Annotated in this window: 35 protein-coding genes; 2 read left to right on the top strand and 33 right to left on the bottom strand. The window is 40.0% G+C overall.

Features of this window, described 5'->3' with window-relative positions:
* Positions 1–85: 85 nt before the first annotated feature.
* Entirely contained in the window at positions 86–1024 is a 939-nt protein-coding gene (locus K6V26_RS27845) for a PstS family phosphate ABC transporter substrate-binding protein (RefSeq protein WP_195585965.1), read from the top strand.
* Between the two features lie 21 nt (positions 1025–1045).
* Complete coding sequence (locus K6V26_RS27840) at positions 1046–2626, top strand: tetratricopeptide repeat protein (protein ID WP_195585966.1); 1581 nt, start codon at positions 1046–1048, stop codon at positions 2624–2626.
* A gap of 87 nt (positions 2627–2713) precedes the next feature.
* On the opposite strand, the gene rplQ is transcribed toward K6V26_RS27840, so the two are convergent.
* From rplQ to rpsL, 33 genes are all read right to left on the bottom strand, one after another.
* Positions 2714–3211, bottom strand: a complete 498-nt coding sequence (rplQ, locus tag K6V26_RS27835; protein WP_010800551.1) for a 50S ribosomal protein L17 — start codon at positions 3209–3211, stop codon at positions 2714–2716.
* An 8-nt stretch (positions 3212–3219) separates the two neighbouring features.
* Positions 3220–4212 carry a DNA-directed RNA polymerase subunit alpha gene (locus tag K6V26_RS27830; RefSeq protein WP_009859525.1) on the bottom strand — a complete coding sequence of 331 codons (993 nt, stop codon included), beginning with the start codon at positions 4210–4212 and terminating at the stop codon, positions 3220–3222.
* A 12-nt stretch (positions 4213–4224) separates the two neighbouring features.
* Positions 4225–4830: a 30S ribosomal protein S4 gene (gene rpsD, locus K6V26_RS27825; protein ID WP_009859526.1), complete on the bottom strand. Its 606-nt coding sequence runs from the start codon at positions 4828–4830 to the stop codon at positions 4225–4227.
* Between the two features lie 123 nt (positions 4831–4953).
* Positions 4954–5343, bottom strand: a complete 390-nt coding sequence (rpsK, locus tag K6V26_RS27820; RefSeq protein ID WP_005634781.1) for a 30S ribosomal protein S11 — start codon at positions 5341–5343, stop codon at positions 4954–4956.
* An 11-nt stretch (positions 5344–5354) separates the two neighbouring features.
* Positions 5355–5735 (bottom strand): 30S ribosomal protein S13, encoded by a 381-nt coding sequence (rpsM, locus tag K6V26_RS27815; protein WP_009859527.1) that lies wholly within the window; start codon positions 5733–5735, stop codon positions 5355–5357.
* A gap of 34 nt (positions 5736–5769) precedes the next feature.
* Positions 5770–5886: a type B 50S ribosomal protein L36 gene (ykgO, locus tag K6V26_RS27810; protein ID WP_005645768.1), complete on the bottom strand. Its 117-nt coding sequence runs from the start codon at positions 5884–5886 to the stop codon at positions 5770–5772.
* 12 nt (positions 5887–5898) lie between these two features.
* On the bottom strand, positions 5899–6117 hold the full coding sequence (infA, locus tag K6V26_RS27805; protein WP_009318521.1) for a translation initiation factor IF-1: 219 nt from the start codon (positions 6115–6117) through the stop codon (positions 5899–5901).
* A 10-nt stretch (positions 6118–6127) separates the two neighbouring features.
* Positions 6128–6913, bottom strand: coding sequence for a type I methionyl aminopeptidase (gene map, locus K6V26_RS27800; protein WP_009859528.1), 786 nt, complete (start codon positions 6911–6913; stop codon positions 6128–6130).
* A gap of 4 nt (positions 6914–6917) precedes the next feature.
* Positions 6918–8258, bottom strand: coding sequence for a preprotein translocase subunit SecY (gene secY / locus K6V26_RS27795; RefSeq protein WP_009859529.1), 1341 nt, complete (start codon positions 8256–8258; stop codon positions 6918–6920).
* A 3-nt stretch (positions 8259–8261) separates the two neighbouring features.
* A complete protein-coding gene (gene rplO, locus K6V26_RS27790; protein ID WP_009859530.1) occupies positions 8262–8708 on the bottom strand; it encodes a 50S ribosomal protein L15 in 447 nt (148 codons plus the stop codon).
* A gap of 29 nt (positions 8709–8737) precedes the next feature.
* Complete coding sequence (gene rpmD, locus K6V26_RS27785; protein WP_009859531.1) at positions 8738–8914, bottom strand: 50S ribosomal protein L30; 177 nt, start codon at positions 8912–8914, stop codon at positions 8738–8740.
* A 16-nt stretch (positions 8915–8930) separates the two neighbouring features.
* Complete coding sequence (rpsE, locus tag K6V26_RS27780; RefSeq protein ID WP_009859532.1) at positions 8931–9449, bottom strand: 30S ribosomal protein S5; 519 nt, start codon at positions 9447–9449, stop codon at positions 8931–8933.
* 5 nt (positions 9450–9454) lie between these two features.
* Positions 9455–9799, bottom strand: coding sequence for a 50S ribosomal protein L18 (rplR, locus tag K6V26_RS27775; protein WP_009859533.1), 345 nt, complete (start codon positions 9797–9799; stop codon positions 9455–9457).
* 21 nt (positions 9800–9820) lie between these two features.
* A complete protein-coding gene (rplF, locus tag K6V26_RS27770; protein WP_009859534.1) occupies positions 9821–10372 on the bottom strand; it encodes a 50S ribosomal protein L6 in 552 nt (183 codons plus the stop codon).
* Positions 10373–10388: 16 nt separating this feature from the next.
* Complete coding sequence (gene rpsH, locus K6V26_RS27765; protein WP_009859535.1) at positions 10389–10784, bottom strand: 30S ribosomal protein S8; 396 nt, start codon at positions 10782–10784, stop codon at positions 10389–10391.
* 54 nt (positions 10785–10838) lie between these two features.
* A complete protein-coding gene (gene rpsN / locus K6V26_RS27760) occupies positions 10839–11108 on the bottom strand; it encodes a 30S ribosomal protein S14 (protein ID WP_009859536.1) in 270 nt (89 codons plus the stop codon).
* 3 nt (positions 11109–11111) lie between these two features.
* Positions 11112–11669: a 50S ribosomal protein L5 gene (gene rplE / locus K6V26_RS27755; protein WP_010800552.1), complete on the bottom strand. Its 558-nt coding sequence runs from the start codon at positions 11667–11669 to the stop codon at positions 11112–11114.
* Entirely contained in the window at positions 11669–11989 is a 321-nt protein-coding gene (gene rplX, locus K6V26_RS27750; RefSeq protein ID WP_009859538.1) for a 50S ribosomal protein L24, read from the bottom strand. Before rplX ends, rplE begins: the two co-directional genes overlap by 1 nt.
* A gap of 18 nt (positions 11990–12007) precedes the next feature.
* Positions 12008–12373, bottom strand: a complete 366-nt coding sequence (gene rplN / locus K6V26_RS27745) for a 50S ribosomal protein L14 (RefSeq protein ID WP_010800553.1) — start codon at positions 12371–12373, stop codon at positions 12008–12010.
* Between the two features lies 1 nt (position 12374).
* The gene (gene rpsQ / locus K6V26_RS27740) at positions 12375–12632 is read right to left on the bottom strand and encodes a 30S ribosomal protein S17 (RefSeq protein WP_009859539.1); all 258 of its coding nucleotides are present in this window, start codon (positions 12630–12632) and stop codon (positions 12375–12377) included.
* Between the two features lie 9 nt (positions 12633–12641).
* Positions 12642–12839, bottom strand: coding sequence for a 50S ribosomal protein L29 (gene rpmC / locus K6V26_RS27735; protein ID WP_009859540.1), 198 nt, complete (start codon positions 12837–12839; stop codon positions 12642–12644).
* Between the two features lie 5 nt (positions 12840–12844).
* A complete protein-coding gene (gene rplP, locus K6V26_RS27730; RefSeq protein WP_005634742.1) occupies positions 12845–13279 on the bottom strand; it encodes a 50S ribosomal protein L16 in 435 nt (144 codons plus the stop codon).
* 19 nt (positions 13280–13298) lie between these two features.
* Positions 13299–14036: a 30S ribosomal protein S3 gene (gene rpsC / locus K6V26_RS27725; protein ID WP_009859541.1), complete on the bottom strand. Its 738-nt coding sequence runs from the start codon at positions 14034–14036 to the stop codon at positions 13299–13301.
* Between the two features lie 6 nt (positions 14037–14042).
* Complete coding sequence (rplV, locus tag K6V26_RS27720) at positions 14043–14453, bottom strand: 50S ribosomal protein L22 (RefSeq protein ID WP_009859542.1); 411 nt, start codon at positions 14451–14453, stop codon at positions 14043–14045.
* Positions 14454–14506: 53 nt separating this feature from the next.
* A complete protein-coding gene (gene rpsS / locus K6V26_RS27715) occupies positions 14507–14776 on the bottom strand; it encodes a 30S ribosomal protein S19 (protein ID WP_005634738.1) in 270 nt (89 codons plus the stop codon).
* 20 nt (positions 14777–14796) lie between these two features.
* The gene (rplB, locus tag K6V26_RS27710; protein ID WP_009859543.1) at positions 14797–15621 is read right to left on the bottom strand and encodes a 50S ribosomal protein L2; all 825 of its coding nucleotides are present in this window, start codon (positions 15619–15621) and stop codon (positions 14797–14799) included.
* Positions 15622–15629: 8 nt separating this feature from the next.
* Positions 15630–15923 (bottom strand): 50S ribosomal protein L23, encoded by a 294-nt coding sequence (rplW, locus tag K6V26_RS27705; protein ID WP_009859544.1) that lies wholly within the window; start codon positions 15921–15923, stop codon positions 15630–15632.
* Positions 15924–15934: 11 nt separating this feature from the next.
* Complete coding sequence (gene rplD / locus K6V26_RS27700) at positions 15935–16564, bottom strand: 50S ribosomal protein L4 (protein ID WP_009859545.1); 630 nt, start codon at positions 16562–16564, stop codon at positions 15935–15937.
* Positions 16564–17181: a 50S ribosomal protein L3 gene (rplC, locus tag K6V26_RS27695; RefSeq protein WP_009859546.1), complete on the bottom strand. Its 618-nt coding sequence runs from the start codon at positions 17179–17181 to the stop codon at positions 16564–16566. The genes rplD and rplC overlap by 1 nt, the downstream gene beginning before the upstream one ends.
* 21 nt (positions 17182–17202) lie before the next feature.
* The gene (gene rpsJ / locus K6V26_RS27690; RefSeq protein ID WP_005634728.1) at positions 17203–17508 is read right to left on the bottom strand and encodes a 30S ribosomal protein S10; all 306 of its coding nucleotides are present in this window, start codon (positions 17506–17508) and stop codon (positions 17203–17205) included.
* Between the two features lie 21 nt (positions 17509–17529).
* A complete protein-coding gene (gene fusA, locus K6V26_RS27685; protein WP_009859547.1) occupies positions 17530–19659 on the bottom strand; it encodes an elongation factor G in 2130 nt (709 codons plus the stop codon).
* 29 nt (positions 19660–19688) lie between these two features.
* On the bottom strand, positions 19689–20165 hold the full coding sequence (gene rpsG / locus K6V26_RS27680; protein ID WP_009859548.1) for a 30S ribosomal protein S7: 477 nt from the start codon (positions 20163–20165) through the stop codon (positions 19689–19691).
* A 154-nt stretch (positions 20166–20319) separates the two neighbouring features.
* Entirely contained in the window at positions 20320–20721 is a 402-nt protein-coding gene (gene rpsL, locus K6V26_RS27675) for a 30S ribosomal protein S12 (protein ID WP_009859549.1), read from the bottom strand.
* Positions 20722–21093: the final 372 nt, after the last annotated feature.

The raw sequence follows: 21093 nt of genomic DNA, 5'->3' as shown, positions 1-21093 counted from the left end.
CATTCCCTATGCGAATAACAGTTGGTATTCTGTTCTTCTGCTACACTTTATTCAGAGGTTACAGGCTCATAAAAGACAGCAAACGATGAAAAGTTTATTCTATATAACAGTATGTATAGTTCTGTTGGTTTCTTGCGGAAACAAGAAAACAGAAACTCCGGACGATACTCCGACCAGTGGCGTTATCGCTATAGCTTCCGATGGCTGCTTTGCCCCTGTCGTAGAAGAAGAAATCGCCGTTTTCGAAAGTATTTATAAGGAAGCCGGGATTGTTCCTTACTTTTCCGGTGAAACAGAAACTATCAACAGGTTGCTGCGCGATAGTATCCGGCTGGCCATTACTTCACGCCCGCTAACCAAAGAAGAGACGGAATTTATGAACACTAAAAAATTATTCCCCAGAAACATTCAAATAGCAACAGATGCCATTGCATTGATTGTAAATAAACAAAATACAGATTCTCTGATTGGTATCCCTGCATTGAGAGACATACTGACGGGAAAAATAAAAGAATGGAAAGAACTCAGTTCCGATAACCAATCGGGAAGGATCGAAGTTGTATTCGATAACCCTAATTCCGGAACTGTACGCTATGCTATCGATTCAATCTGTAACGGAAAATCATTTTCCGGGGATTTACATGCAATGAAAGAAAACCGGCAAGTAATAAACTATGTATCCCAAAACCGTGGAGCGTTAGGTATCATCGGAGTAAACTGGATCAGTAATCCGTCCGATACAAGCAACATGAGTTTTTCTGAGAATATAAAAGTAATGGCAGTCAGTCCTTACAGGCATGCCACTGCAACAAATAGTTTTAAACCGTATCAGGCCTATATTGCAATGAAAAAGTATCCGATGAGCAGGCCTGTTTATCTGATATTATCAGAACCCCGCATGGGCCTGGCTTCCGGTTTTACAACTTTCATAGCTAGCGACCGGGGACAGCGGATCATTCTTAAATCAGGTATTCTTCCGGCTACACAACCTGTAAGGTTGGTAAATGTCAGAGACCAGTTATAAACCCTATAAATATTTACAGTCATGAAAAAGAATTTATATATAATCCTTTTAAGTTTTATCGCTATTGCCGTTTACGCAGATAACCGGCAAGGCATTGACTTTTACAAAGCCGGCGAACCAACTATAGCAAGCTGGCTTTTTGAGAAACAGCTGAGCAGTTCTCCTGCCGAACAGGCTGAAGCTTTATACTATCTGGGAGAAATTGCTTTTGATGAAAATAAAACTTCCGAAGCTTTGGCTAATTACCAGAAAGGATGGACGACATTTCCTGATTATGCCTATAATAAAGTAGGTGAAGGTAAAGTGCTACTCAAAACAGATAAATCTACTGCGCAAAAAGCATTTGATGCAGCAATCAAAATCAATAAAAAAGATGCTTCTGTTTATGTCGCTATTGCTAAAGCCTACTCAATGAACGGAATGGAGGCAGAAGCCCAGGCGGCTCTCGATAATGCAAAGAAATATAATGCTAACGACCCCGCCATTTATTTGTATGAAGGCGATTTACTTATCAGCAAAGATAAACCAGGAGATGCCGCCGGAAGATATGAACAAGCTATCCACTTCGATCCGGCCTGTAAGGAAGCTTATATCAAATATGCAAACGTATATCAGGGAGTCACTCCAACATTATCAATAGAAATGCTTCAGAAAGTAATTTCAAACTATCCGGATTACTTGCCGGCGTACTGCCATTTGGGAAACATCTATTCATTACAAGGGAATTATCCTAAAGCTGTAGCAGCTTATAAAACCTACATGGCAGGAGGTCTTTACTCAACAGACAATCTGGTTCATTATGCCTCTGCTTTGTTCTTCAATAAACAATACGCTGAATCCGGTAAAATAATCAGTGAAGGACAAGCTATTGACCCTGATAACTTTTTATTGAAACGTCTGGCCATCTATAATGATTACGAAAGCAAAGCCTACGAAAAAGGACTGGAAGAAATAGAGACTTTCTTCAATAATCCGGATGCTAAATATATCTGGCAGGACTATTTATATTACGGTCGCCTGTTGAATAAAGCAAAACAATATGATCAGGCAGCAGATGCATTACAGAAAGCTATAAAAGAAAGTTCTTCGCATACAGAAATCTATAAGGACCTTGCTGAAGTTTATAGTAACAGCGAAAATAATGCTGAGGCCATCAAGGCTTATACGCAGTATATAGAGGCGCTGGGAGAAGAATCGGAAGCTGCTGATTACTATCAATTAGGTAAATATTACTATACAGCAGCTGCAAAAGATAGTATTGCAGCACAAAAGTACCTGTTCAAAGCTGATAGCTTATTTGCTATTGTAAAAGAACGTGTACCGGATAGCCACCTTGGTAGCCTATGGCAGGCACGTACACAATCTCAACTGGACCCCGAGACAGAACAGGGTTTAGCCAAACCCTATTACGAGTCTTGCATTCCCATTCTTGAAAAAAACAAAGAGAAATATAGCAATGAATTAACCGAATGTTACCGTTACCTGGGCTACTATTATTACTTGAAACAAGATATGGATAACTCCAAAATTTACTGGAACAAGATTTTATCAATCGATCCATCTAATGCTACAGCGCAGGAAGCTTTAAAAAATATCAAGTAAGTAAACAAATAAATTAATTTGTTTATATACAAAAACAGCCGGCATAAGAATGTCGGCTGTTTTTGTATCGTATATAAGTTACAGAAATTATTCTGCAGCTTTTTCTTCTGTTGCTTCTGCTGCAGGAGCTTCAGCAACCGGAGCAGCTGTTTCAGCAGCTGTAGATTTCTTACGAGAACGTCTTGTTTTCGTAGTTTTCTTAGCTGTAGTATCCTTCAACATGTTTTCGTTGTAATCAACTAATTCAATGAAGCACATAGCAGCGTTGTCACCTAAACGGTTACCAGTCTTAATAATTCTGGTATAACCACCCGGACGATCACCGATCTTCTGAGCTACTTCCTTAAAAAGTTCTGTTACAGCGTTCTTATCCTGTAAAGTACTAAATACCACACGTCTTGAGTGAGTTGTATCCTCTTTGCACTTTGTGATCAGAGGTTCAACAAACTTACGAAGCGCTTTAGCTTTTGCTGTTGTCGTAAAGATTCTCTTATGCTTGATCAAAGAAGAAGCCATATTAGACAGCATTGCTTCACGGTGAGTATTTGTACGACCTAAATGATTGAATTTCTTATTATGTCTCATCGCTTTACTTACTCTTTATCTAATTTATATTTCGTGATATCCATACCGAATGAAAGGTTCAGGCTTTCAAGCAGTTCATCAAGTTCAGTGAGCGACTTCTTACCGAAGTTACGGAATTTCAACAAATCATTCTTGTTGAATTTAACCAGTTCACCCAATGTTTCAACATCTGCAGCTTTCAAGCAATTCAAAGCACGAACGGAAAGGTCCATATCTGCTAGCTTGCTCTTAAGCAACTGGCGCATGTGAAGTACTTCTTCATCGAATTCTTCATTGCCGTCAGTATCTACTGTCTCGATCGCAATCTTTTCATCTGAGAACAACATGAAATGATGTATCAGAATCTTAGCAGCTTCTTTCAACGCTTCCTTCGGATGAATAGAACCATCTGTGGCTATTTCAAGAACCAACTTTTCGTAGTCCGTCTTTTGCTCAACACGGAAGTTCTCGATTGAATACTTAACATTACGTATAGGAGTATAAATAGAGTCGATGGCAATAACGTGAACGTCTGCATTCGGGTCTCTATTTTCATCAGCGGGAACATATCCGCGTCCTTTATTTATTGTTAATTCAATCTGGAAACCAGCGTTCGGATCCAAACGGCAAATAACCAAGTCTGGATTCAATACTTCGAATCCGGTCAGCTGTTTACCTATATCACCGGCTTTGAACACTTCCGAACCCGAAACAGTAATACTTACTTTCTCATTCTCTATGTCGTCTACAATATGCTTGAACCGTACCTGTTTCAGGTTCAAGATAATGTTTGTTACATCTTCAATAACACCGGGAATTGTACCAAATTCATGGTCAACACCTTCGATCTTAATGGATGTAATAGCAAAACCTTCAAGCGACGACAGGAGAATACGGCGCAGAGCATTACCTATAGTAATACCATAGCCGGGTTCCAACGGACGAAATTCAAACTTTCCGAAGAAATTGTCCGCTTCCAACATTAATACTTTATCGGGTTTTTGAAATGCTAATATCGCCATGGAAATCAATTATTATTTAGAATACAATTCTACGATCAACTGCTCTTTAATGTTTTCAGGAATGTCAGTTCTTTCCGGCAGATGCAGTAATTTTCCGCTTAAAGAAGACTGATCCCACTCAATCCAAGGATATTTACTGTGGTTGAATCCTGATAATGCATCAGCAATCACTTCCAAAGACTTGGATTTCTCTCTAACACCAACGATCTGACCGGCTTTCAAAGAGTAAGAAGGAATGTTTACAACCTTACCATCAACTGTAATGTGACGGTGAGAAACCAACTGACGTGCAGCAGCTCTCGTAGGAGCAATACCCAAACGATAAACTACATTGTCCAAACGACCTTCCAGTAACTGAAGCAGAACTTCACCGGTAATACCCTTTGAACGCTGCGCTTTGTCGAACAGGTTTCTAAATTGTTTTTCCAATACACCATAAGTGTATTTAGCTTTTTGCTTCTCGCGAAGCTGAATTCCGTATTCAGAAGTTTTTCTTTTTCTGGCGTTACCATGTTGTCCGGGAGGATAATTCTTTTTAGAAAGAACTTTATCCGGTCCGAATATAGCCTCACCAAACTTACGGGCAATTCTTGTTTTTGGTCCAGTATATCTTGCCATTTTTTTATTGTTTTAATTTTTCTGTCTGAATCTGGAACCGTGCAGCCGCGATTACAGAGAGGATAAGGTCTTTATGCAATCTATTCACAATTCCGGATTCAATGTTCAAGAAACTATAGTTAATTATACTCTTCTCTTTTTCGGAGGACGACAACCATTGTGAGGCAGCGGAGTAACGTCTACGATTTCAGTTACTTCGATTCCGGCACCGTGGATAGTTCTGATAGCAGACTCACGTCCGTTACCCGGTCCTTTTACGAATACTTTTACTTTTCTCAAACCAAGATCATAAGCTACCTTAGCACAATCTTGTGCTGCCATCTGAGCGGCATACGGAGTGTTCTTTTTAGAACTTCTGAATCCCATCTTACCTGCAGAAGACCAACTGATTACCTGACCTTCACTGTTGGCAAGAGACACAATAATGTTATTGAAAGAAGAATGAATATGAGCTTGACCGTAAGCGTCAACTTTTACGTTTCTCTTCTTTGCTGCGACTGTTTTTTTTGCCATATCAACTCTTATTATTTAGTAGCTTTTTTCTTATTTGCAACAGTTTTCTTCTTACCCTTACGAGTACGAGCATTGTTCTTTGTGCTCTGGCCTCTCAAAGGCAAACCAATACGGTGACGAACACCTCTGTAACATCCGATATCCATCAGACGCTTGATGTTTAGTTGAACTTCAGAACGAAGATCACCTTCTACCTTGTACTCAGCGCCAATGACTTCACGTACTTTTGCAGCTTGATCATCTGTCCAGTCTTTTACTTTGATATCACGATCAACGCCTGCTTTCTCTAAAATAGATTTTGAAGCACTCCGACCGATACCGTAGATATAAGTCAAAGCGATTTCTCCTCTTTTATTTTGTGGCAAGTCTACACCAACTATTCTTATAGCCATATTACTTACTTAATTATTTTGCAAAAATAATAAATTATCCCTGACGTTGTTTATACTTAGGGTTTTTCTTGTTAATTACGTATAAGCGACCCTTTCTTCTTACAATCTTACATTCAGGTGTACGCTTCTTTAAAGATGCTCTTACTTTCATATCTAGTTATTTTTATTTATATCTAAAAGCAATTCTACCTTTTGATAAATCATACGGAGACATTTCTACTCTAACCTTATCACCAGGAAGAATTTTAATATAATGCATACGCATCTTTCCTGATATGTGGGCAGTAATTTCATGTCCGTTCTCTAATTCCACACGAAACATTGCATTTGACAATGCTTCTACTATAACTCCATCTTGTTCAATAGCTGCTTGTTTAGCCATATAAATCAAATTAAATTGCGTTATTTCCTAGAACTTCTTCTACAAATTCAAATGAAGATAAAATCTGAGGACCATCGGGTCTTATCGCTATACAATGCTCAAAATGAGCAGAACATTTTCTGTCTTTTGTACGCACCGTCCAACCGTCCTTTTCAAAAACGACATTTTTGCTTCCCATATTGATCATAGGTTCAATGCAGATGCACATACCACTACGCAATAAAGCTCCGCAACCATATCTTCCATAATTGGGTACTTCAGGTTCTTCATGCATCTTGCGTCCGATACCATGTCCCACCAGTTCCCTTACAACAGAGTAACCTTTCGATTCACAGTATGTCTGCACCGCATGACTAACATCTCCTACTCGTTTTCCTTCTACAGCTTGTTGAATACCTTGATAAAGAGATTCTTTTGTCGTCTTCAACAAATTCTTCACTTCCGGTGCCACTTCACCTACACAAAAAGTATAAGCTGAATCGCCAACAAAGCCATTCAATATGGTACCACAGTCAACTGATATGACATCACCTTCTTTTAAAACTGCTTTTGAGGAAGGAATACCATGCACTACCTGCTCATTTACAGAAGCACATATTGAATTTGGAAAACCACCATACCCTAAAAAAGCTGGGACTGCTCCATTATCCCTAATGAATTCTTCAGCAATCTTATCGAGTTGAAGAGTTGTAACCCCGGGAGCAATATGCTTTGCCAATTCTCCCAGTGTCCGGCCTACCAATTGATTGGCCGAACGCATCAACTCGATTTCTTCATCTGTTTTTAAATAGATCATCCTATTAATAAGCGGCAACTGAGCCTGTACGACCTTTAATTCTTCCTGACTTCAACAAACCGTCATAATGACGCATCAACAAATGACTTTCTACTTGCTGCAATGTATCCAACACTACACCAACCAAAATCAACAAAGATGTTCCTCCAAAGAACTGAGAGAACTCCATACTCACACCAGCGATTCTTGCAAAAGCAGGCATAATAGCTACCAATGCCAAGAAGAATGCACCCGGAAGAGTAATACGATCCATGATTGTATCCAGATAGTCTTTGGTACTTTTTCCAGGTTTAACACCCGGAATAAATCCATTGTTTCTCTTCAAATCATCAGCCATCTGGGTCGGATTGATCGTGATAGCTGTATAGAAATAAGTAAAGAGGATAATCAATACCGCAAATACAAAGTTATACCAGAAACCGGTATTATCCATAAATGCAGCCCAAAAACCACTTTGATCACCTGTACTGGAGAATCCTACAATAGAAATAGGAATAAACATAATTGCCTGAGCAAAGATGATAGGCATAACGTTTGCAGCATTTACCTTTAAAGGAATATACTGACGAGCGCCACCATATTGTTTGTTACCTATAATTCTCTTAGCGTACTGTACGGGCACTTTACGAGTTCCCTGAACCAATAAAATAGCACCGGCAATAACAAGTAAAAGAAACAGCATTTCAAACAAGAACATAACCAGACCACCAGTTTTTTCACTTGTTCTTGAAATAAATTCCTGGAACAATGAATGCGGTAGACGGGCTATGATACCAATCAAAATGATAAATGAAATACCATTTCCAACACCTTTATCTGTAATTCTTTCACCTAGCCATAAGATAAACATACTTCCTGCAGCCAGAATAATAGTAGAAGATATAGTAAACAGAATACCCGGAGGTAAAGCTGCACCAGCAGCCTTCAACTGAACACTTAAGTTCACCAGATACGTCGGTCCCTGGAATAACAGGATAGCTACTGTGAGGTAGCGAGTCCATTGATTGATCTTTCTACGACCACTCTCCCCTTCTCTCTGTAATTTCTGAAAAGAAGGAACTGCAATGGCTAACAACTGCATAACAATTGAAGCGGAAATATAAGGCATAATACCCAATGCAAAAATAGAAGCATTAGAGAATGCACCACCTGAAAACATATCCAACAGTGCAAGCAATCCGCCTCTTGTCTGCGCCTGTAAAGCGGTTAACGCTTGAGGATCAATACCAGGAAGTACTACATACGTTCCGAAGCGATATATAGCCACCAATAAAAGAGTGGTGAGGATCCGATTTCTCAGATCCTCAATCTTCCAGATATTTTTTATTGTTTCAACTGCTCTCATGACTTAGAGTTTAACAACAGTTCCACCTACGGCCTGGATAGCTGCTTCTGCACTTTTAGAGAAAGCATGAGCTTCAACATCTAATTTAACAGTCAGGCTACCATTACCAAGAATCTTAACCATTTGAGATGATGAAATAAAACCAGCTTCGATCAATTCGTTAACACCTATTTTAGTTAAGTTCTGAGATTCAGCCATTAACTGTAATGTAGCGATATTGATAGCTTTATATTCAACACGATTAATATTCTTGAAACCAAATTTAGGCAAACGTCTCTGAATAGGCATCTGACCGCCTTCAAATCCGATCTTTTTTGAATAACCAGATCTTGACTTTGCTCCTTTATGACCTCTTGTTGAAGTTCCTCCTAATCCTGAACCCGGACCACGGCCGATTCTTTTTCTGGTCTTAGTAGATCCTTCAGCAGGTTTTAAATTTGATAAGTTCATATCTTATAATTTATTTTTTCAACCAATTATTACTTTTCTACTGAAACCAAATGTTTCACTTTCTCAACCATGCCTAAGATAGCCGGAGTAGCTTCATGCTCTACTACACGGTTCAACTTTGTCAGGCCCAGTGCATCAAGTGTTCTTTTTTGGTCTTTCGGGCACTTAATTCTACTCTTAACTTGTTTAATTTTAATAGTCGCCATAATTTTTCCTCCCTAATTAACCTCTAAACACTTTTTCTACAGATACACCTCTGTTCTGAGCTACAATAAACGGACTTCTCAATTCACCCAGCGCAGCAATAGTAGCTTTTACCAAGTTGTGAGGGTTTGATGATCCTTTTGATTTAGCCAAAACGTCAGTAATACCAACACTCTCCAATACAGCACGCATAGCACCACCGGCTTTTACACCAGTACCATGAGATGCCGGTCTGATCAGCACCTGTGCACCACCGAATTTAGCAAGCTGTTCGTGAGGAATAGTACCTTTATGAACAGGAACCTTGATCAAATTCTTTTTAGCAGCTTCTACACCTTTAGCGATAGCTGTCGTTACTTCACCAGCTTTACCTAAGCCCCAACCGATGATACCGTCTTCGTTTCCTACTACGACAATAGCAGCAAAACTAAAAGTACGTCCACCTTTCGTTACTTTAGTTACGCGGTTGATTGCAACTAATCTGTCCTTCAACTCTAAGTCGTTGGTCGATTTAACTCTATTATTAACTCCTGCCATCTTCATTAAAATTTAAGGCCGCCGTTACGTGCAGCATCTGCTAATTCTTTAATTCTACCGTGATACAGATAACCATTACGATCGAAAACAACAGCCTGAATACCAGCTTCCTGAGCGCCTTTAGCGATCAATTCACCAACCTTGGCAGCGATTTCTTTTTTGGGAGCCTTAACATCTAATTTCAAAGATGAAGCAGCAGCCAAAGTTTTACCTGTAGTATCATCTATAACCTGTGCATAGATCTGCTTGTTGCTTCTAAACACAGTAAGGCGTGGACGTTCAGGTGTTCCTGCAACTTTTCCACGTATTCCTCGTTTTATTTTTAATCTTCTTTCTTCCTTCGTTGTCATGATAATTTCAGTTTACGTAGATTACTTACCTGCTGATTTACCAGACTTTCTGCGAATTTCCTCACCCACAAACTTAATACCCTTACCTTTATACGGTTCCGGCATTCTGAATGAACGAATCTTAGCACAAATCTGACCCAGTAATTGTTTATCAGCTGATTCAAGGATAATAAGAGGATTCTTATTTCTCTCAGTCTTCGTTTCAACCTTCACCTCTTTAGGTAACTGCAAATAGATATTGTGAGTATAACCTAAAGAAAGATCCAACAGCTGTCCTGTGTTAGTAACACGGTAACCAACACCGACCAGTTCCAGTTCTTTTTTGTATCCTTCAGATACACCGATCACCATATTGTTGATCAGAGAACGATACAAACCATGTAATGCACGATGGTTCTTATCATCTGTCGGTCTTGCTAAATGAATAACTCCATCTTCCAGAGTTACATTAATATCAGGATTAACAGCCTGAGTCATTTCGCCCTTAGGACCTTTTACAGTCACCACGCTATCCTTAATCGTAACCGTTACACCGGCCGGCACATGAATTGGTAATTTTCCTATTCTTGACATTCTTCTTTCCTCCTAATTAATAAACATAACATAATACTTCACCACCGATCTTCAGATCGCGGGCTTCTTTGTCTGTCATCACACCCTTAGAAGTCGAAAGAACGGCAATACCTAAACCATTCAATACTCTCGGCATTTCTTTGTAACCAGTGTACTTACGCAAACCTGGAGTAGAAACTCTCTCAAGTTTCTTGATTGCATTCACTTTGTTTACCAGGTCATACTTCAAGGCAATCTTAATTGTTCCCTGAGGACCTTCTTCTACAAACTTAAAATTAAGAATGTAGCCCTTTTCGAAAAGGATCTTAGTGATCTCTTTCTTTAAATTTGACGCCGGCACTTCAACAACTCTGTGCTTCGCTTTAATTGCATTACGCAATCTTGTCAAATAATCTGCAATAGGATCTGTCATATATAAATGAATTAAATTGATCCGGCCACCCGGACAATATTTAAATAAAAAAACTTACCAACTTGCTTTCTTTACACCCGGGATTAAACCATTGGATGCCATTTCACGGAATTGAATACGTGAAATGCCGAACTGGCGTACATACCCTTTCGGACGACCTGTAATTTTGCAACGGTTGTGCAAACGTACAGGAGAAGCATTTTTAGGTAAAGCCTGCAAAGCTTCGTAGTCACCAGCAGCTTTCAGTTCAGCTCTTTTAGCGGCGTATTTAGCTACTAGTTTTGCTCTTTTAACCTCGCGGGCTTTCATTGATTCCTTAGCCATAACTTAGTCTTTTTTTGCATTTTTAAAAGGCAACCCAAATTCTCTCAACAGAGCATACCCTTCTTCATCTGTTTTCGCAGAGGTCACAAAGGTAATATTCATTCCTAATATTTTAGTAATATTATCGATATTTATTTCAGGAAAAATAATTTGTTCCTGAATACCCATGGTATAATTACCTCTACCATCTAACTTACTTTCAATACCTTTAAAGTCACGAATACGCGGAAGAGCGATACGAACTAATCTTTCCAAAAATTCGTACATCTGCTCACGACGCAATGTTACCATCACGCCGATAGGCATTTTTTTACGCAACTTAAAGTTTGAGATATCCTTTTTAGATACTGTCGCAACGGCCTTTTGACCAGTAATTGTAGACAATTCGCTGATTGCGATATCGATGATCTTCTTGTCGGCAGCAGCCATACCCAAACCTTGATTGATTACAATCTTCTTCAATACGGGTACCTGCATTACTGATTTATATCCGAACTCTTTTGTCAAAGCAGGAACAATTCTGTCCTGATATTCTTTTTTAAGACTGGCAGTATTGCTCATTACTTAATTTCCTCCCCTGATTTTTTAGAATAACGAACTAAAGCACCTTCAGCATTTTCTTTACGTCCGATACGTGTCGGTTTACCTGATTTCGGGTCAACCACGTTCAGGTTTGAAATATGAATAGGAGCTTCCTTCTTTTCAATTCCTCCTTGCGGATTCTTTGCATTAGGCTTGGTATGCTTTGATACCATATTAACGCCTTCAACAATAGCACGGTTCTCGTCTACGAGCACCTGTAAAACACGACCTGTTTTACCTTTGTCTTCGCCGGCATTAACAAAAACTATATCGCCTTTTTTGATATGTAATTTACTCATTACCTTAAATTTTACGAATTAAAGTACTTCAGGTGCAAGTGAAACAATTTTCATATTTGTTGCACGAAGTTCTCTGGCAACCGGACCGAAGATACGGCTTCCACGAATATCACCACCGGCATTCAACAATACGCAAGCGTTATCATCGAAACGGATGTATGAACCATCCGGGCGACGGATTTCCTTTTTAGTGCGAACAATGATAGCCTTAGAAACAGCACCCTTCTTCACATCACTTGACGGGATTACACTCTTAATTGCTACTACAATTACATCCCCAACAGAAGCATAACGTTTTCTGGTTCCGCCTAAAACACGGATACATAAACATTCTTTTGCGCCACTGTTATCTGCTACTACTAGTCTTGATTCTTGTTGTATCATGTTACTTAGCTCTTTCGATTATTTGAACTAATCTCCATCTCTTTGTTTTGCTCAAAGGACGAGTTTCCATAATTTTTACGGTATCACCGATATTGCACTCATTCTTTTCGTCGTGAGCATGATATTTCTTCGTTTTGTTAACGAACTTACCATAAATGGGGTGTTTTTCCTTCCATTTAATAGCAACAGTGATGCTTTTATCCATCTTGTTGCTAGTAACCACGCCCGTTCTTTCTTTTCTTAAATTTCTAGTTTCCATCAGGCTCAATTATTTGTTGTTAAGTTCTCTCTGGCGCAATTCTGTTCTCATGCGCGCAATCATCCTGCGTTGTTGTTTAATCTGTGCAGGGTTGTCTGTCGGAGAGATAGTGTGGTTAATAACCTTCTGATCGTAGGCAGCAACCTCAGCATCTACTCTTTCAAGCAATTCTTTTGTGCTTAATTCTCTAATTTCTGCAATCTTCATAACAATTACGCATTTTGATTAGCCATATCATAATCACGTCTCACAACAAATTTCGTTGTTACCGGAAGCTTCTGTGCTGCTAAGCGCAAAGCTTCTTTCGCAATATCAAAGGGAACACCTTCAATTTCGAAAATCAGACGACCTGGAGTAACAGGCGCAACAAAGCCTTCCGGGTTACCTTTACCTTTACCCATACGTACTTCGGCCGGTTTCTTTGTAATAGGTTTATCCGGGAAAATCCGAACCCAAACCTGACCCTGACGTTGCATATAACGAGTTACCGCGATACGGGCAGCTTCAATCTGGCGACCGGTAATCCATTTATTCTCTAACGCTTTTATACCGAACGAACCGAATGCCAGCTGGTTGCCACGTTGAGCTTCACCCTTCATGCGACCTTTCTGCTGTCTTCTGAACTTGGTTTTCTTTGGTTGTAACATCTCTTCTTAATTCTAACGTTTAACGATTAGCTTTTTTTCTCTTGAAGTTCTTATCTCCTCTGTTGCCACCGGCATTGTCATTTCTGCGGCCTGAATCTTTAGAAGCTGTGAATGAAGGAGCAAGATCTCTCTTACCATAAACTTCACCACGGCAGATCCATACCTTGATACCCAGCAAGCCAACTTTCGTCAACGCTTCAGCCAAAGCGTAATCGATATCTGCTCTCAGAGTGTGTAACGGAGTTCTTCCTTCTTTGTACATTTCAGAACGAGCCATTTCAGCACCGTTCAAACGACCAGATACTTGCACTTTAATACCTTCTGCACCCATTCTCATGGTAGAGGCGATAGCCATCTTAATAGCACGACGGTAAGCAATTTTTCCTTCAAGTTGACGAGCAATATTGTTTGCAACAATGACTGCGTCTAATTCGGGTCTTTTTACCTCAAAGATGTTGATCTGAACTTCTTTGTCGGTAATTTTTTTCAACTCTTCTTTCAATTTATCAACTTCCTGACCACCTTTACCGATGATGATGCCCGGACGTGATGTGCAAACTGTTATTGTGATCAACTTAAGCGTACGTTCAATAACGATACGAGATACACTAGCTTTAGCAAGACGAGCATTCAAGTATTTACGGATTTTGCTATCTTCCAGCAAAGTATCTCCGTAATTTTTGCCGCCATACCAATTGGAATCCCAACCACGGATGATTCCTAAACGATTACTAACCGGATTAACTTTTTGTCCCATCTACAATTAATTTTGACTATCGTTTTTACTAAGTGTATCAACAAACAAGGTTACATGGTTCGAACGTTTACGAATTCTGTATCCTCTACCCTGGGGAGCCGGACGCATTCTCTTCAATGTAGTAGCGCAATCAACGCTGATTGAAGAAACAAACAACTCACCAGTTTCTGCTTTACGTTCATTTTTCTGCTCCCAATTGGCAATTGCTGAACGAAGCAATTTTTCTACTCTTGCTGCAGCTTCCTTGTTAGAAAACTTCAAAACACCAAGTGCACGGAATACTTCCATACCACGGATCATGTCTACAACGAGACGCATCTTACGCGGAGAAGTAGGTACGTTACGCAACTTTGCGAAGTACATGGTCTTTTGGGCTTCTTTTCTTGCTTCAGCTGATATTCTTTTTCTAGCACCCATTTTTATTGATTCTTTTTATTTTCAGATTCCTGAATTCCTGTTACTACCGATAATTATTTTTTCTTGTTACCGGCGTGACCACGGAACGTACGAGTTGGTGAAAATTCTCCCAACTTGTGACCTACCATATTTTCGGTTACAAAAACAGGAATAAATTTATTTCCATTATGAACTGCAATAGTATGGCCTACAAAGTCAGGCGAAATCATTGAAGCTCTTGCCCATGTCTTAACTACGGCTTTCTTTCCTGACTCATTCATAGCCAAGACTTTCTTTTCCAGCTTTACGTTAATATACGGGCCTTTTTTTAGTGAACGACTCATAGTTTACTTAATTAATCAGATTATTTCTTTCTTCTTTCAATAATATACTTTGAAGAATGCTTCTTCGGAGCTCTTGTCTTCAAGCCCTTAGCATACAAGCCTGTACGAGATCTTGGATGACCTCCGGAAGCACGACCTTCACCACCACCCATTGGGTGATCAACCGGGTTCATAACAACACCACGGTTGTGAGGACGACGACCTAACCATCTAGAGCGACCGGCTTTACCTGATTTTTCAAGACCATGGTCTGAATTACCTACACTACCAATTGTAGCCTTACATGCAGCAAGAATCTTTCTGGTTTCGCCAGAAGGCATCTTAATAATTGCATAAGCACCTTCTTTAGAAGTCAACTGAGCAAAAGCACCAGCAGAACGTACCATTTTGGCACCCTGTCCGGGACGAAGCTCAATATTATGAATAATAGTACCAACGGGAATATTTGCCATAGGCAAAGTATTACCTACCTCAGGAGCGGCATCGCTACCTGAAACCACTGTCTGGCCAACTTCCAAGCCGTTCGGAGCGATAATATAGCTCTTTGCTCCGTCAGCATAATACAATAAAGCGATGCGAGAAGTACGGTTTGGATCGTACTCGATAGACTTTACTGTTGCAGGAATGCCATCTTTATTTCTCTTGAAGTCGATAATTCTGTACTTTTGTTTGTGACCGCCACCAAGATAACGCATTGTCATCTTACCTGTGTTGTTACGACCACCAGTACTGCTCTTACCTACCACAAGAGACTTCTCTGGTGTACTTGCAGTGATTTTATCAAATGCACCAATAACTTTGTGTCTCTGCCCCGGTGTTGTGGGCTTTAATTTACGTATTCCCATTTCTTTTTTTAGATATTACTAAAGAAATCAATTGTTTCTCCTTCTTTCAACGTTACGATTGCCTTCTTAAAAGCTGCCTGTTTACCATTGATAATACCTGATTTTGTATAACGGCTTTTCTGCTTGCCGGAGTAGTTGATGGTGTTAACATCAACTACAGTTACATTATACATATCCTGTACAGCTTTTTTGATCTCCAACTTGTTGGCATCAGGAGAAACACGAAAACCATAGCGATTAGCCATTTTTTCAGTAATCGCTGTTTGCTTCTCTGTTACTATAGGTTTAATAATAATTCCCATTTCCTTACTCCTTATGCATTAAAAAGTTTTTCTATAACAGCAACAGAACTTTCAGTCAAAACCAAATTAGCTGCATCAAGCACTTTGTATGTGTTTAATTCAGAGGCTGTTATAACATTTGTCTTTTCTAAATTACGAGCCGACAAATATACAAAATTATTTTTCTCCGGTAAAACCATAAGTAACTTTTTATCAGCCACTTTCAGGTTTTTAGCAATTGTTACAAATTCTTTAGTCTTCGGAGCTTCCAGAGCGAAATCTTCTACAACTACAATTGCATTATTTTTAGCTTTATAAGCCAAAGCAGACTTACGAGCCAGACCCTTTACCTTCTTGTTCAATTTGAACTCATAATCTCTCGGTTTCGGACCGAAAACGCGAGCACCACCAACCAATACAGGAGAGTTGATATCACCACGACGGGCTCCACCACCACCTTTCTGACGGATCAGTTTGCGTGTACTACCAGAGATCTCACTTCTTTCTTTCGATTTGTGAGTACCCTGACGCTGGTTTGCCAAATACTGCTTTACATCCAGGTAAATGGCATGATCATTGGGTTCAATGCCGAAGATAGCATCGTTTAAAGTTACCTTTCTTCCGGTATCTTCACCTTTAATATTAAATACGCTCAGTTCCATTACTTTTCAATTAATACGATTGAACCTTTTGCTCCTGGAACAGATCCTTTAACCAATAAAAGATTATGTTCCGGCATTACCTTGATCACTTCCAGGTTCTGAACTGTTACACGTTCATTACCCATCTGTCCGGCCATACGCATGCCCTTGAATACCTTTGCAGGGTATGAACAAGCACCGATACCACCGGGAGCACGCAAACGGTTATGCTGACCGTGAGTAGTCTGACCTACACCACCGAAACCATGACGTTTTACTACACCCTGGAAACCTTTACCTTTTGATGTACCAACTACATCAACGAAACCTGCATTTTCCAGATAATCCACAGTGATCACATCACCCAGATTGTATGCAGTTTCAAAATTCTTGAACTCGGCCAAGTATCTCTTGGGAGTTACACCGGCTTTCTTGAAGTGGCCCATTTCCGGCTGAGTTGTATGTTTCTCTTTTTTGTCTTCGAAACCCAACTGTACAGCTTCATAGCCATCTTTTTCCAAAGTCTTAATCTGTGTAACAACACAAGGACCCACTTCGATAACAGTGCATGGAAGATTTTTTCCCTCGGCACTGAAAACGGATGTCATTCCGATTTTTTTTCCTAATAATCCTGGCATTTCACTTAATTTTTAAATAACTCACACTTTAATTTCTACTTCAACACCGCTGGGTAATTCCAGCTTCATCAAGGCGTCAACTGTTTTTGCAGTTGAGCTGTAAATGTCTATCAATCTTTTGTAAGATGACAGTTCGAACTGCTCACGAGATTTCTTATTAACGAAAGTAGAGCGGTTCACAGTAAAGATACGTTTGTGTGTAGGCAGAGGAATCGGTCCGCTAACAACAGCACCTGTAGCCTTTACCGTCTTCACGATCTTCTCGGCAGACTTGTCTACCAGAGAATAATCGTAAGACTTTAATTTAATTCTGATCTTTTGGCTCATATTGTTATATATGTTTCTAAATTATTTGATCAAATCAGCACGACCCTGTACTTCTGTCAGTACCTGCTTAGCAATAGAAGAGGATACCTGAGCATAGTGAGAGAACTGCATTGAAGATGTTGCACGACCTGAAGTGATAGTACGCAGTGCAGTAACATAACCGAATGTTTCAGCCAAAGGCACTTTAGCTTTTACAACACGTGCACCAGTACGGCTTGTTTCCATACCTTCTACCTGTCCACGACGTTTGTTCAAGTCACCGATAACATCACCCATGCTTTCTTCCGGAGTAACAACTTCCATCTGCATGATCGGCTCCATCAAAGCAGGACCTGCCTTTTCTGATGCGCTCTTGAATGCCTGGATAGCACAGATTTCGAATGACAACTGGTCAGAGTCAACCGGGTGGAATGAACCATCGATCAATGTAACTTTCAGCTTATCCAACGGATAACCGGCAAGAATACCGTTCTTCATTGCTTTTTCGAAACCTTTCTGTACTGAAGGAATAAATTCCTTAGGAATGTTACCACCCTTTACTTCATCAATAAACTGAAGTGTTCCTTCGAAACTTTCGTCAGCCGGTTCGATACGAACGATGATATCAGCAAACTTACCACGACCACCAGACTGTTTCTTATAAACTTCGCGAAGTTCAACAGATTTAGTGATAGCTTCTTTATAAGTAACCTGAGGTTTACCCTGATTACATTCAACCTTGAATTCACGACGCAGACGATCAACGATGATATCTAAGTGAAGCTCACCCATACCGCTAATTACAGTCTGACCTGTTTCTTCGTTAGTCTGAACACGGAAAGTAGGATCTTCTTCAGCCAACTTAGCCAATCCCATACCCAGTTTATCCAGGTCTTTCTGAGTCTTAGGCTCTACTGCGATACCGATAACCGGATCCGGGAATTCCATAGATTCCAGTGTAATCGGATGTGCTTCGTCACAAAGAGTATCACCAGTACGGATATCTTTGAAACCAACACCAGCACCGATATCACCACAACCGATAGCTTCCATCGGGTTCTGCTTGTTTGAATGCATCTGGAACAGACGAGAAATACGTTCTTTCTTGCCTGAACGAGTGTTGTATACATAAGAACCAGCCAATAAAGAACCTGAATATACACGGAAGAAACACAAGCGGCCTACATACGGGTCGGTTGCAATCTTAAATGCCAATGCAGTCAACGGCTCTTCGAACAACGGTTTACGCACGACTACAGTATCAGGATCACGTGGGTCTGTACCTTCGATAGCTTCTGCATCAGCAGGGCTAGGCAGGTAAGCACAAACAGCATTCAATAAAGTCTGAACACCTTTGTTCTTGAAAGAAGAACCACAGATCATCGGATTGATCTGCATAGCGATAGTACCTTTACGGATAGCAACTCTGATTTCATCTTCTGTAATAGTTGCAGGATCATCAAAGTATTTTTCCATCAAAGCATCGTCGCATTCAGCCAGAACTTCCAACATCTTATCTCTCCATTCTTCAGCTTCATCCTTCAGGTCTGCCGGAATTTCTTCAACAGAATATTCAGCACCCATAGTTTCGTCATGCCAAAGGATAGCCTTCATTGTTACCAAGTCGATTACACCTTTGAAAGTTTCTTCTGCACCGATAGGTATCTGAATAGGACAAGGATTAGCACCCAATACATCCTTCACCTGACGAACTACTTCAAAGAAGTTTGCGCCGGAACGGTCCATTTTATTTACATAACCAATTCTGGGTACATTATATTTATCAGCCTGACGCCATACTGTTTCAGACTGAGGTTCTACACCTCCAACCGCACAGAATGCAGCAACTGCACCATCCAGAATACGCAGTGAACGCTCTACTTCAACAGTAAAGTCCACGTGCCCCGGAGTGTCAATCAAGTTGATTTTATATTTGTCATTAGCGTAATTCCAGAAAGTAGTAGTCGCAGCAGAAGTGATAGTGATACCACGTTCCTGTTCCTGCTCCATCCAGTCCATTGTTGCAGCACCGTCATGAACCTCACCAATTTTGTGAGTCAGACCTGTGTAGAAAAGGATACGCTCAGAAGTCGTAGTCTTTCCTGCATCAATGTGCGCCATGATACCGATGTTTCTGGTATATTTTAATTGTTCGTCAGCTTTTGTTGCCATCTTTCTTTTATTCTCCTAAATTTGCTAAATTAAAATCTGAAGTGTGCAAATGCACGGTTAGCTTCAGCCATACGGTGCATATCTTCTTTTCTTTTGAATGCGCCACCCTGGTTGTTGTAAGCATCTACAATCTCTGCAGACAACTTATCAGACATAGTCTTACCACCTCTCTTGCGTGAGAAGATGATCAGGTTCTTCATAGAAATTGATTCTTTACGATCGGGGCGAATTTCAGTAGGTACCTGGAAAGTAGCACCACCAACACGGCGTGACTTCACTTCGACTTGGGGGGTAATATTGTCGAGTGCAGCTTTCCAAATTTCGAGAGCAGACTTTTCCTCGTTAGGCAATTTAGCCTTAACGTTTTCCAGAGCGGAATAGAAAATTTCGAAGGCAGTATTTTTCTTGCCATCATACATTAAATGGTTTACGAATCTCGTAACCTTTACATCACCGAAAACAGGATCCGGGAGGATCTGTCTTTTCTTTGGTTTTGCTTTTCTCATTTTGTTTTCAAAAATTTCGTTTTTGTCTTTGGTTGCCTTTTAATTTTGTCTTCAACGGTTCCGCTGAACCATTTACTCAACCTTGTAGCCTATCCAAATAACTCAAACCAGCTTTAATACTTAAATTTAAATTCTCAGTTTGAAAGGGTGATTTTTACTTCTTTCCTTTTGCTGGAGCAGCACCCGCTTTTGGACGTTTTGCACCGTATTTAGAACGACGCTGAGTACGACCATTAACGCCAGCTGTATCCAAGGTACCACGTACAATGTGATAACGTACACCAGGAAGGTCCTTCACACGACCACCACGTACTAATACGATTGAGTGTTCCTGCAAGTTGTGTCCTTCTCCCGGAATGTAAGAGTTTACTTCTTTACCATTTGTCAAACGAACTCTCGCTACTTTACGCATTGCAGAGTTAGGCTTTTTCGGGGTTGTAGTATAAACACGTACACAAACACCACGTCTCTGAGGACAAGCATCCAATGCAGGTGATTTACCTTTTACCACCAAAGTTTCCCTTCCTTTTCTAACTAATTGCTGAATTGTAGGCATTTCTTTTCTTTTTTAAACTTTGAATGTGTTATAATTTTATTTATCTCTTTTTTCTATTTCAGGCTGCAAAGATACGCATTATTTCCGTATAACCAACGAGTTACATCTGTTTTTCTGCATAATCTGCGCTAAAAACGGTGCAAAGTTACATAATAGTTCCCGTTTGTTTCTGTTCTACAACATGTGAATTCAAACTATTTATTATTATTTAACACGAAGCCCCGCCGGCTTAAAACCAACAGGGCTTGTCTTGTGTCTGTTTTCTCTCTTCACAAAGGTACTGACATATATAATATAACAAATCACCTTTCAGGTTTCAGCCGATATATCACACTGACTATCAAGCCAAAACAATGAAAGATGATTTATCAA

It is taken from the genome of Parabacteroides goldsteinii (genome assembly GCF_020091425.1).
In the GTDB taxonomy this organism is placed as follows: Bacteria; Bacteroidota; Bacteroidia; order Bacteroidales; family Tannerellaceae; genus Parabacteroides; species Parabacteroides goldsteinii.
This window is presented reverse-complemented; position numbering and strand designations above follow the sequence as displayed.

What these genes read in the sequence shown, in the direction of transcription:
- ykgO (WP_005645768.1), bottom strand. Translation starts at nt 5,886, where the DNA reads ATGAAAGTAAGAGCATCTTTAAAGAAGCGTACACCTGAATGTAAGATT.
- rplC (WP_009859546.1), bottom strand. Translation starts at nt 17,181, where the DNA reads ATGCCAGGATTATTAGGAAAAAAAATCGGAATGACATCCGTTTTCAGT.
- secY (WP_009859529.1), bottom strand. Translation starts at nt 8,258, where the DNA reads ATGAGAGCAGTTGAAACAATAAAAAATATCTGGAAGATTGAGGATCTG.
- K6V26_RS27830 (WP_009859525.1), bottom strand. Translation starts at nt 4,212, where the DNA reads ATGGCGATATTAGCATTTCAAAAACCCGATAAAGTATTAATGTTGGAA.
- infA (WP_009318521.1), bottom strand. Translation starts at nt 6,117, where the DNA reads ATGGCTAAACAAGCAGCTATTGAACAAGATGGAGTTATAGTAGAAGCA.
- rplQ (WP_010800551.1), bottom strand. Translation starts at nt 3,211, where the DNA reads ATGAGACATAATAAGAAATTCAATCATTTAGGTCGTACAAATACTCAC.
- rpsJ (WP_005634728.1), bottom strand. Translation starts at nt 17,508, where the DNA reads ATGAGCCAAAAGATCAGAATTAAATTAAAGTCTTACGATTATTCTCTG.
- fusA (WP_009859547.1), bottom strand. Translation starts at nt 19,659, where the DNA reads ATGGCAACAAAAGCTGACGAACAATTAAAATATACCAGAAACATCGGT.
- K6V26_RS27845 (WP_195585965.1), top strand. Translation starts at nt 86, where the DNA reads ATGAAAAGTTTATTCTATATAACAGTATGTATAGTTCTGTTGGTTTCT.
- rpmC (WP_009859540.1), bottom strand. Translation starts at nt 12,839, where the DNA reads ATGAAGATTGCAGAAATTAGAGAATTAAGCACAAAAGAATTGCTTGAA.
- rpsD (WP_009859526.1), bottom strand. Translation starts at nt 4,830, where the DNA reads ATGGCAAGATATACTGGACCAAAAACAAGAATTGCCCGTAAGTTTGGT.
- K6V26_RS27840 (WP_195585966.1), top strand. Translation starts at nt 1,046, where the DNA reads ATGAAAAAGAATTTATATATAATCCTTTTAAGTTTTATCGCTATTGCC.
- rplO (WP_009859530.1), bottom strand. Translation starts at nt 8,708, where the DNA reads ATGAACTTATCAAATTTAAAACCTGCTGAAGGATCTACTAAGACCAGA.
- rpsK (WP_005634781.1), bottom strand. Translation starts at nt 5,343, where the DNA reads ATGGCAAAAAAAACAGTCGCAGCAAAGAAGAGAAACGTAAAAGTTGAC.
- rplD (WP_009859545.1), bottom strand. Translation starts at nt 16,564, where the DNA reads ATGGAACTGAGCGTATTTAATATTAAAGGTGAAGATACCGGAAGAAAG.
- rplV (WP_009859542.1), bottom strand. Translation starts at nt 14,453, where the DNA reads ATGGGTGCTAGAAAAAGAATATCAGCTGAAGCAAGAAAAGAAGCCCAA.
- rpsE (WP_009859532.1), bottom strand. Translation starts at nt 9,449, where the DNA reads ATGGCAGGAGTTAATAATAGAGTTAAATCGACCAACGACTTAGAGTTG.
- rpsQ (WP_009859539.1), bottom strand. Translation starts at nt 12,632, where the DNA reads ATGGAAACTAGAAATTTAAGAAAAGAAAGAACGGGCGTGGTTACTAGC.
- rpsL (WP_009859549.1), bottom strand. Translation starts at nt 20,721, where the DNA reads ATGCCTACAATTCAGCAATTAGTTAGAAAAGGAAGGGAAACTTTGGTG.
- rpsC (WP_009859541.1), bottom strand. Translation starts at nt 14,036, where the DNA reads ATGGGACAAAAAGTTAATCCGGTTAGTAATCGTTTAGGAATCATCCGT.
- rpsM (WP_009859527.1), bottom strand. Translation starts at nt 5,735, where the DNA reads ATGGCTATAAGAATAGTTGGTGTAGACTTGCCACAAAATAAAAGAGGA.
- rpsS (WP_005634738.1), bottom strand. Translation starts at nt 14,776, where the DNA reads ATGAGTCGTTCACTAAAAAAAGGCCCGTATATTAACGTAAAGCTGGAA.
- rplW (WP_009859544.1), bottom strand. Translation starts at nt 15,923, where the DNA reads ATGGGAATTATTATTAAACCTATAGTAACAGAGAAGCAAACAGCGATT.
- rplR (WP_009859533.1), bottom strand. Translation starts at nt 9,799, where the DNA reads ATGACAACGAAGGAAGAAAGAAGATTAAAAATAAAACGAGGAATACGT.
- rplP (WP_005634742.1), bottom strand. Translation starts at nt 13,279, where the DNA reads ATGTTACAACCAAAGAAAACCAAGTTCAGAAGACAGCAGAAAGGTCGC.
- rplN (WP_010800553.1), bottom strand. Translation starts at nt 12,373, where the DNA reads ATGATACAACAAGAATCAAGACTAGTAGTAGCAGATAACAGTGGCGCA.
- rpsG (WP_009859548.1), bottom strand. Translation starts at nt 20,165, where the DNA reads ATGAGAAAAGCAAAACCAAAGAAAAGACAGATCCTCCCGGATCCTGTT.
- rplF (WP_009859534.1), bottom strand. Translation starts at nt 10,372, where the DNA reads ATGTCAAGAATAGGAAAATTACCAATTCATGTGCCGGCCGGTGTAACG.
- rplB (WP_009859543.1), bottom strand. Translation starts at nt 15,621, where the DNA reads ATGGGAATACGTAAATTAAAGCCCACAACACCGGGGCAGAGACACAAA.
- rplX (WP_009859538.1), bottom strand. Translation starts at nt 11,989, where the DNA reads ATGAGTAAATTACATATCAAAAAAGGCGATATAGTTTTTGTTAATGCC.
- map (WP_009859528.1), bottom strand. Translation starts at nt 6,913, where the DNA reads ATGATCTATTTAAAAACAGATGAAGAAATCGAGTTGATGCGTTCGGCC.
- rpsH (WP_009859535.1), bottom strand. Translation starts at nt 10,784, where the DNA reads ATGACAGATCCTATTGCAGATTATTTGACAAGATTGCGTAATGCAATT.
- rpsN (WP_009859536.1), bottom strand. Translation starts at nt 11,108, where the DNA reads ATGGCTAAGGAATCAATGAAAGCCCGCGAGGTTAAAAGAGCAAAACTA.
- rplE (WP_010800552.1), bottom strand. Translation starts at nt 11,669, where the DNA reads ATGAGCAATACTGCCAGTCTTAAAAAAGAATATCAGGACAGAATTGTT.
- rpmD (WP_009859531.1), bottom strand. Translation starts at nt 8,914, where the DNA reads ATGGCGACTATTAAAATTAAACAAGTTAAGAGTAGAATTAAGTGCCCG.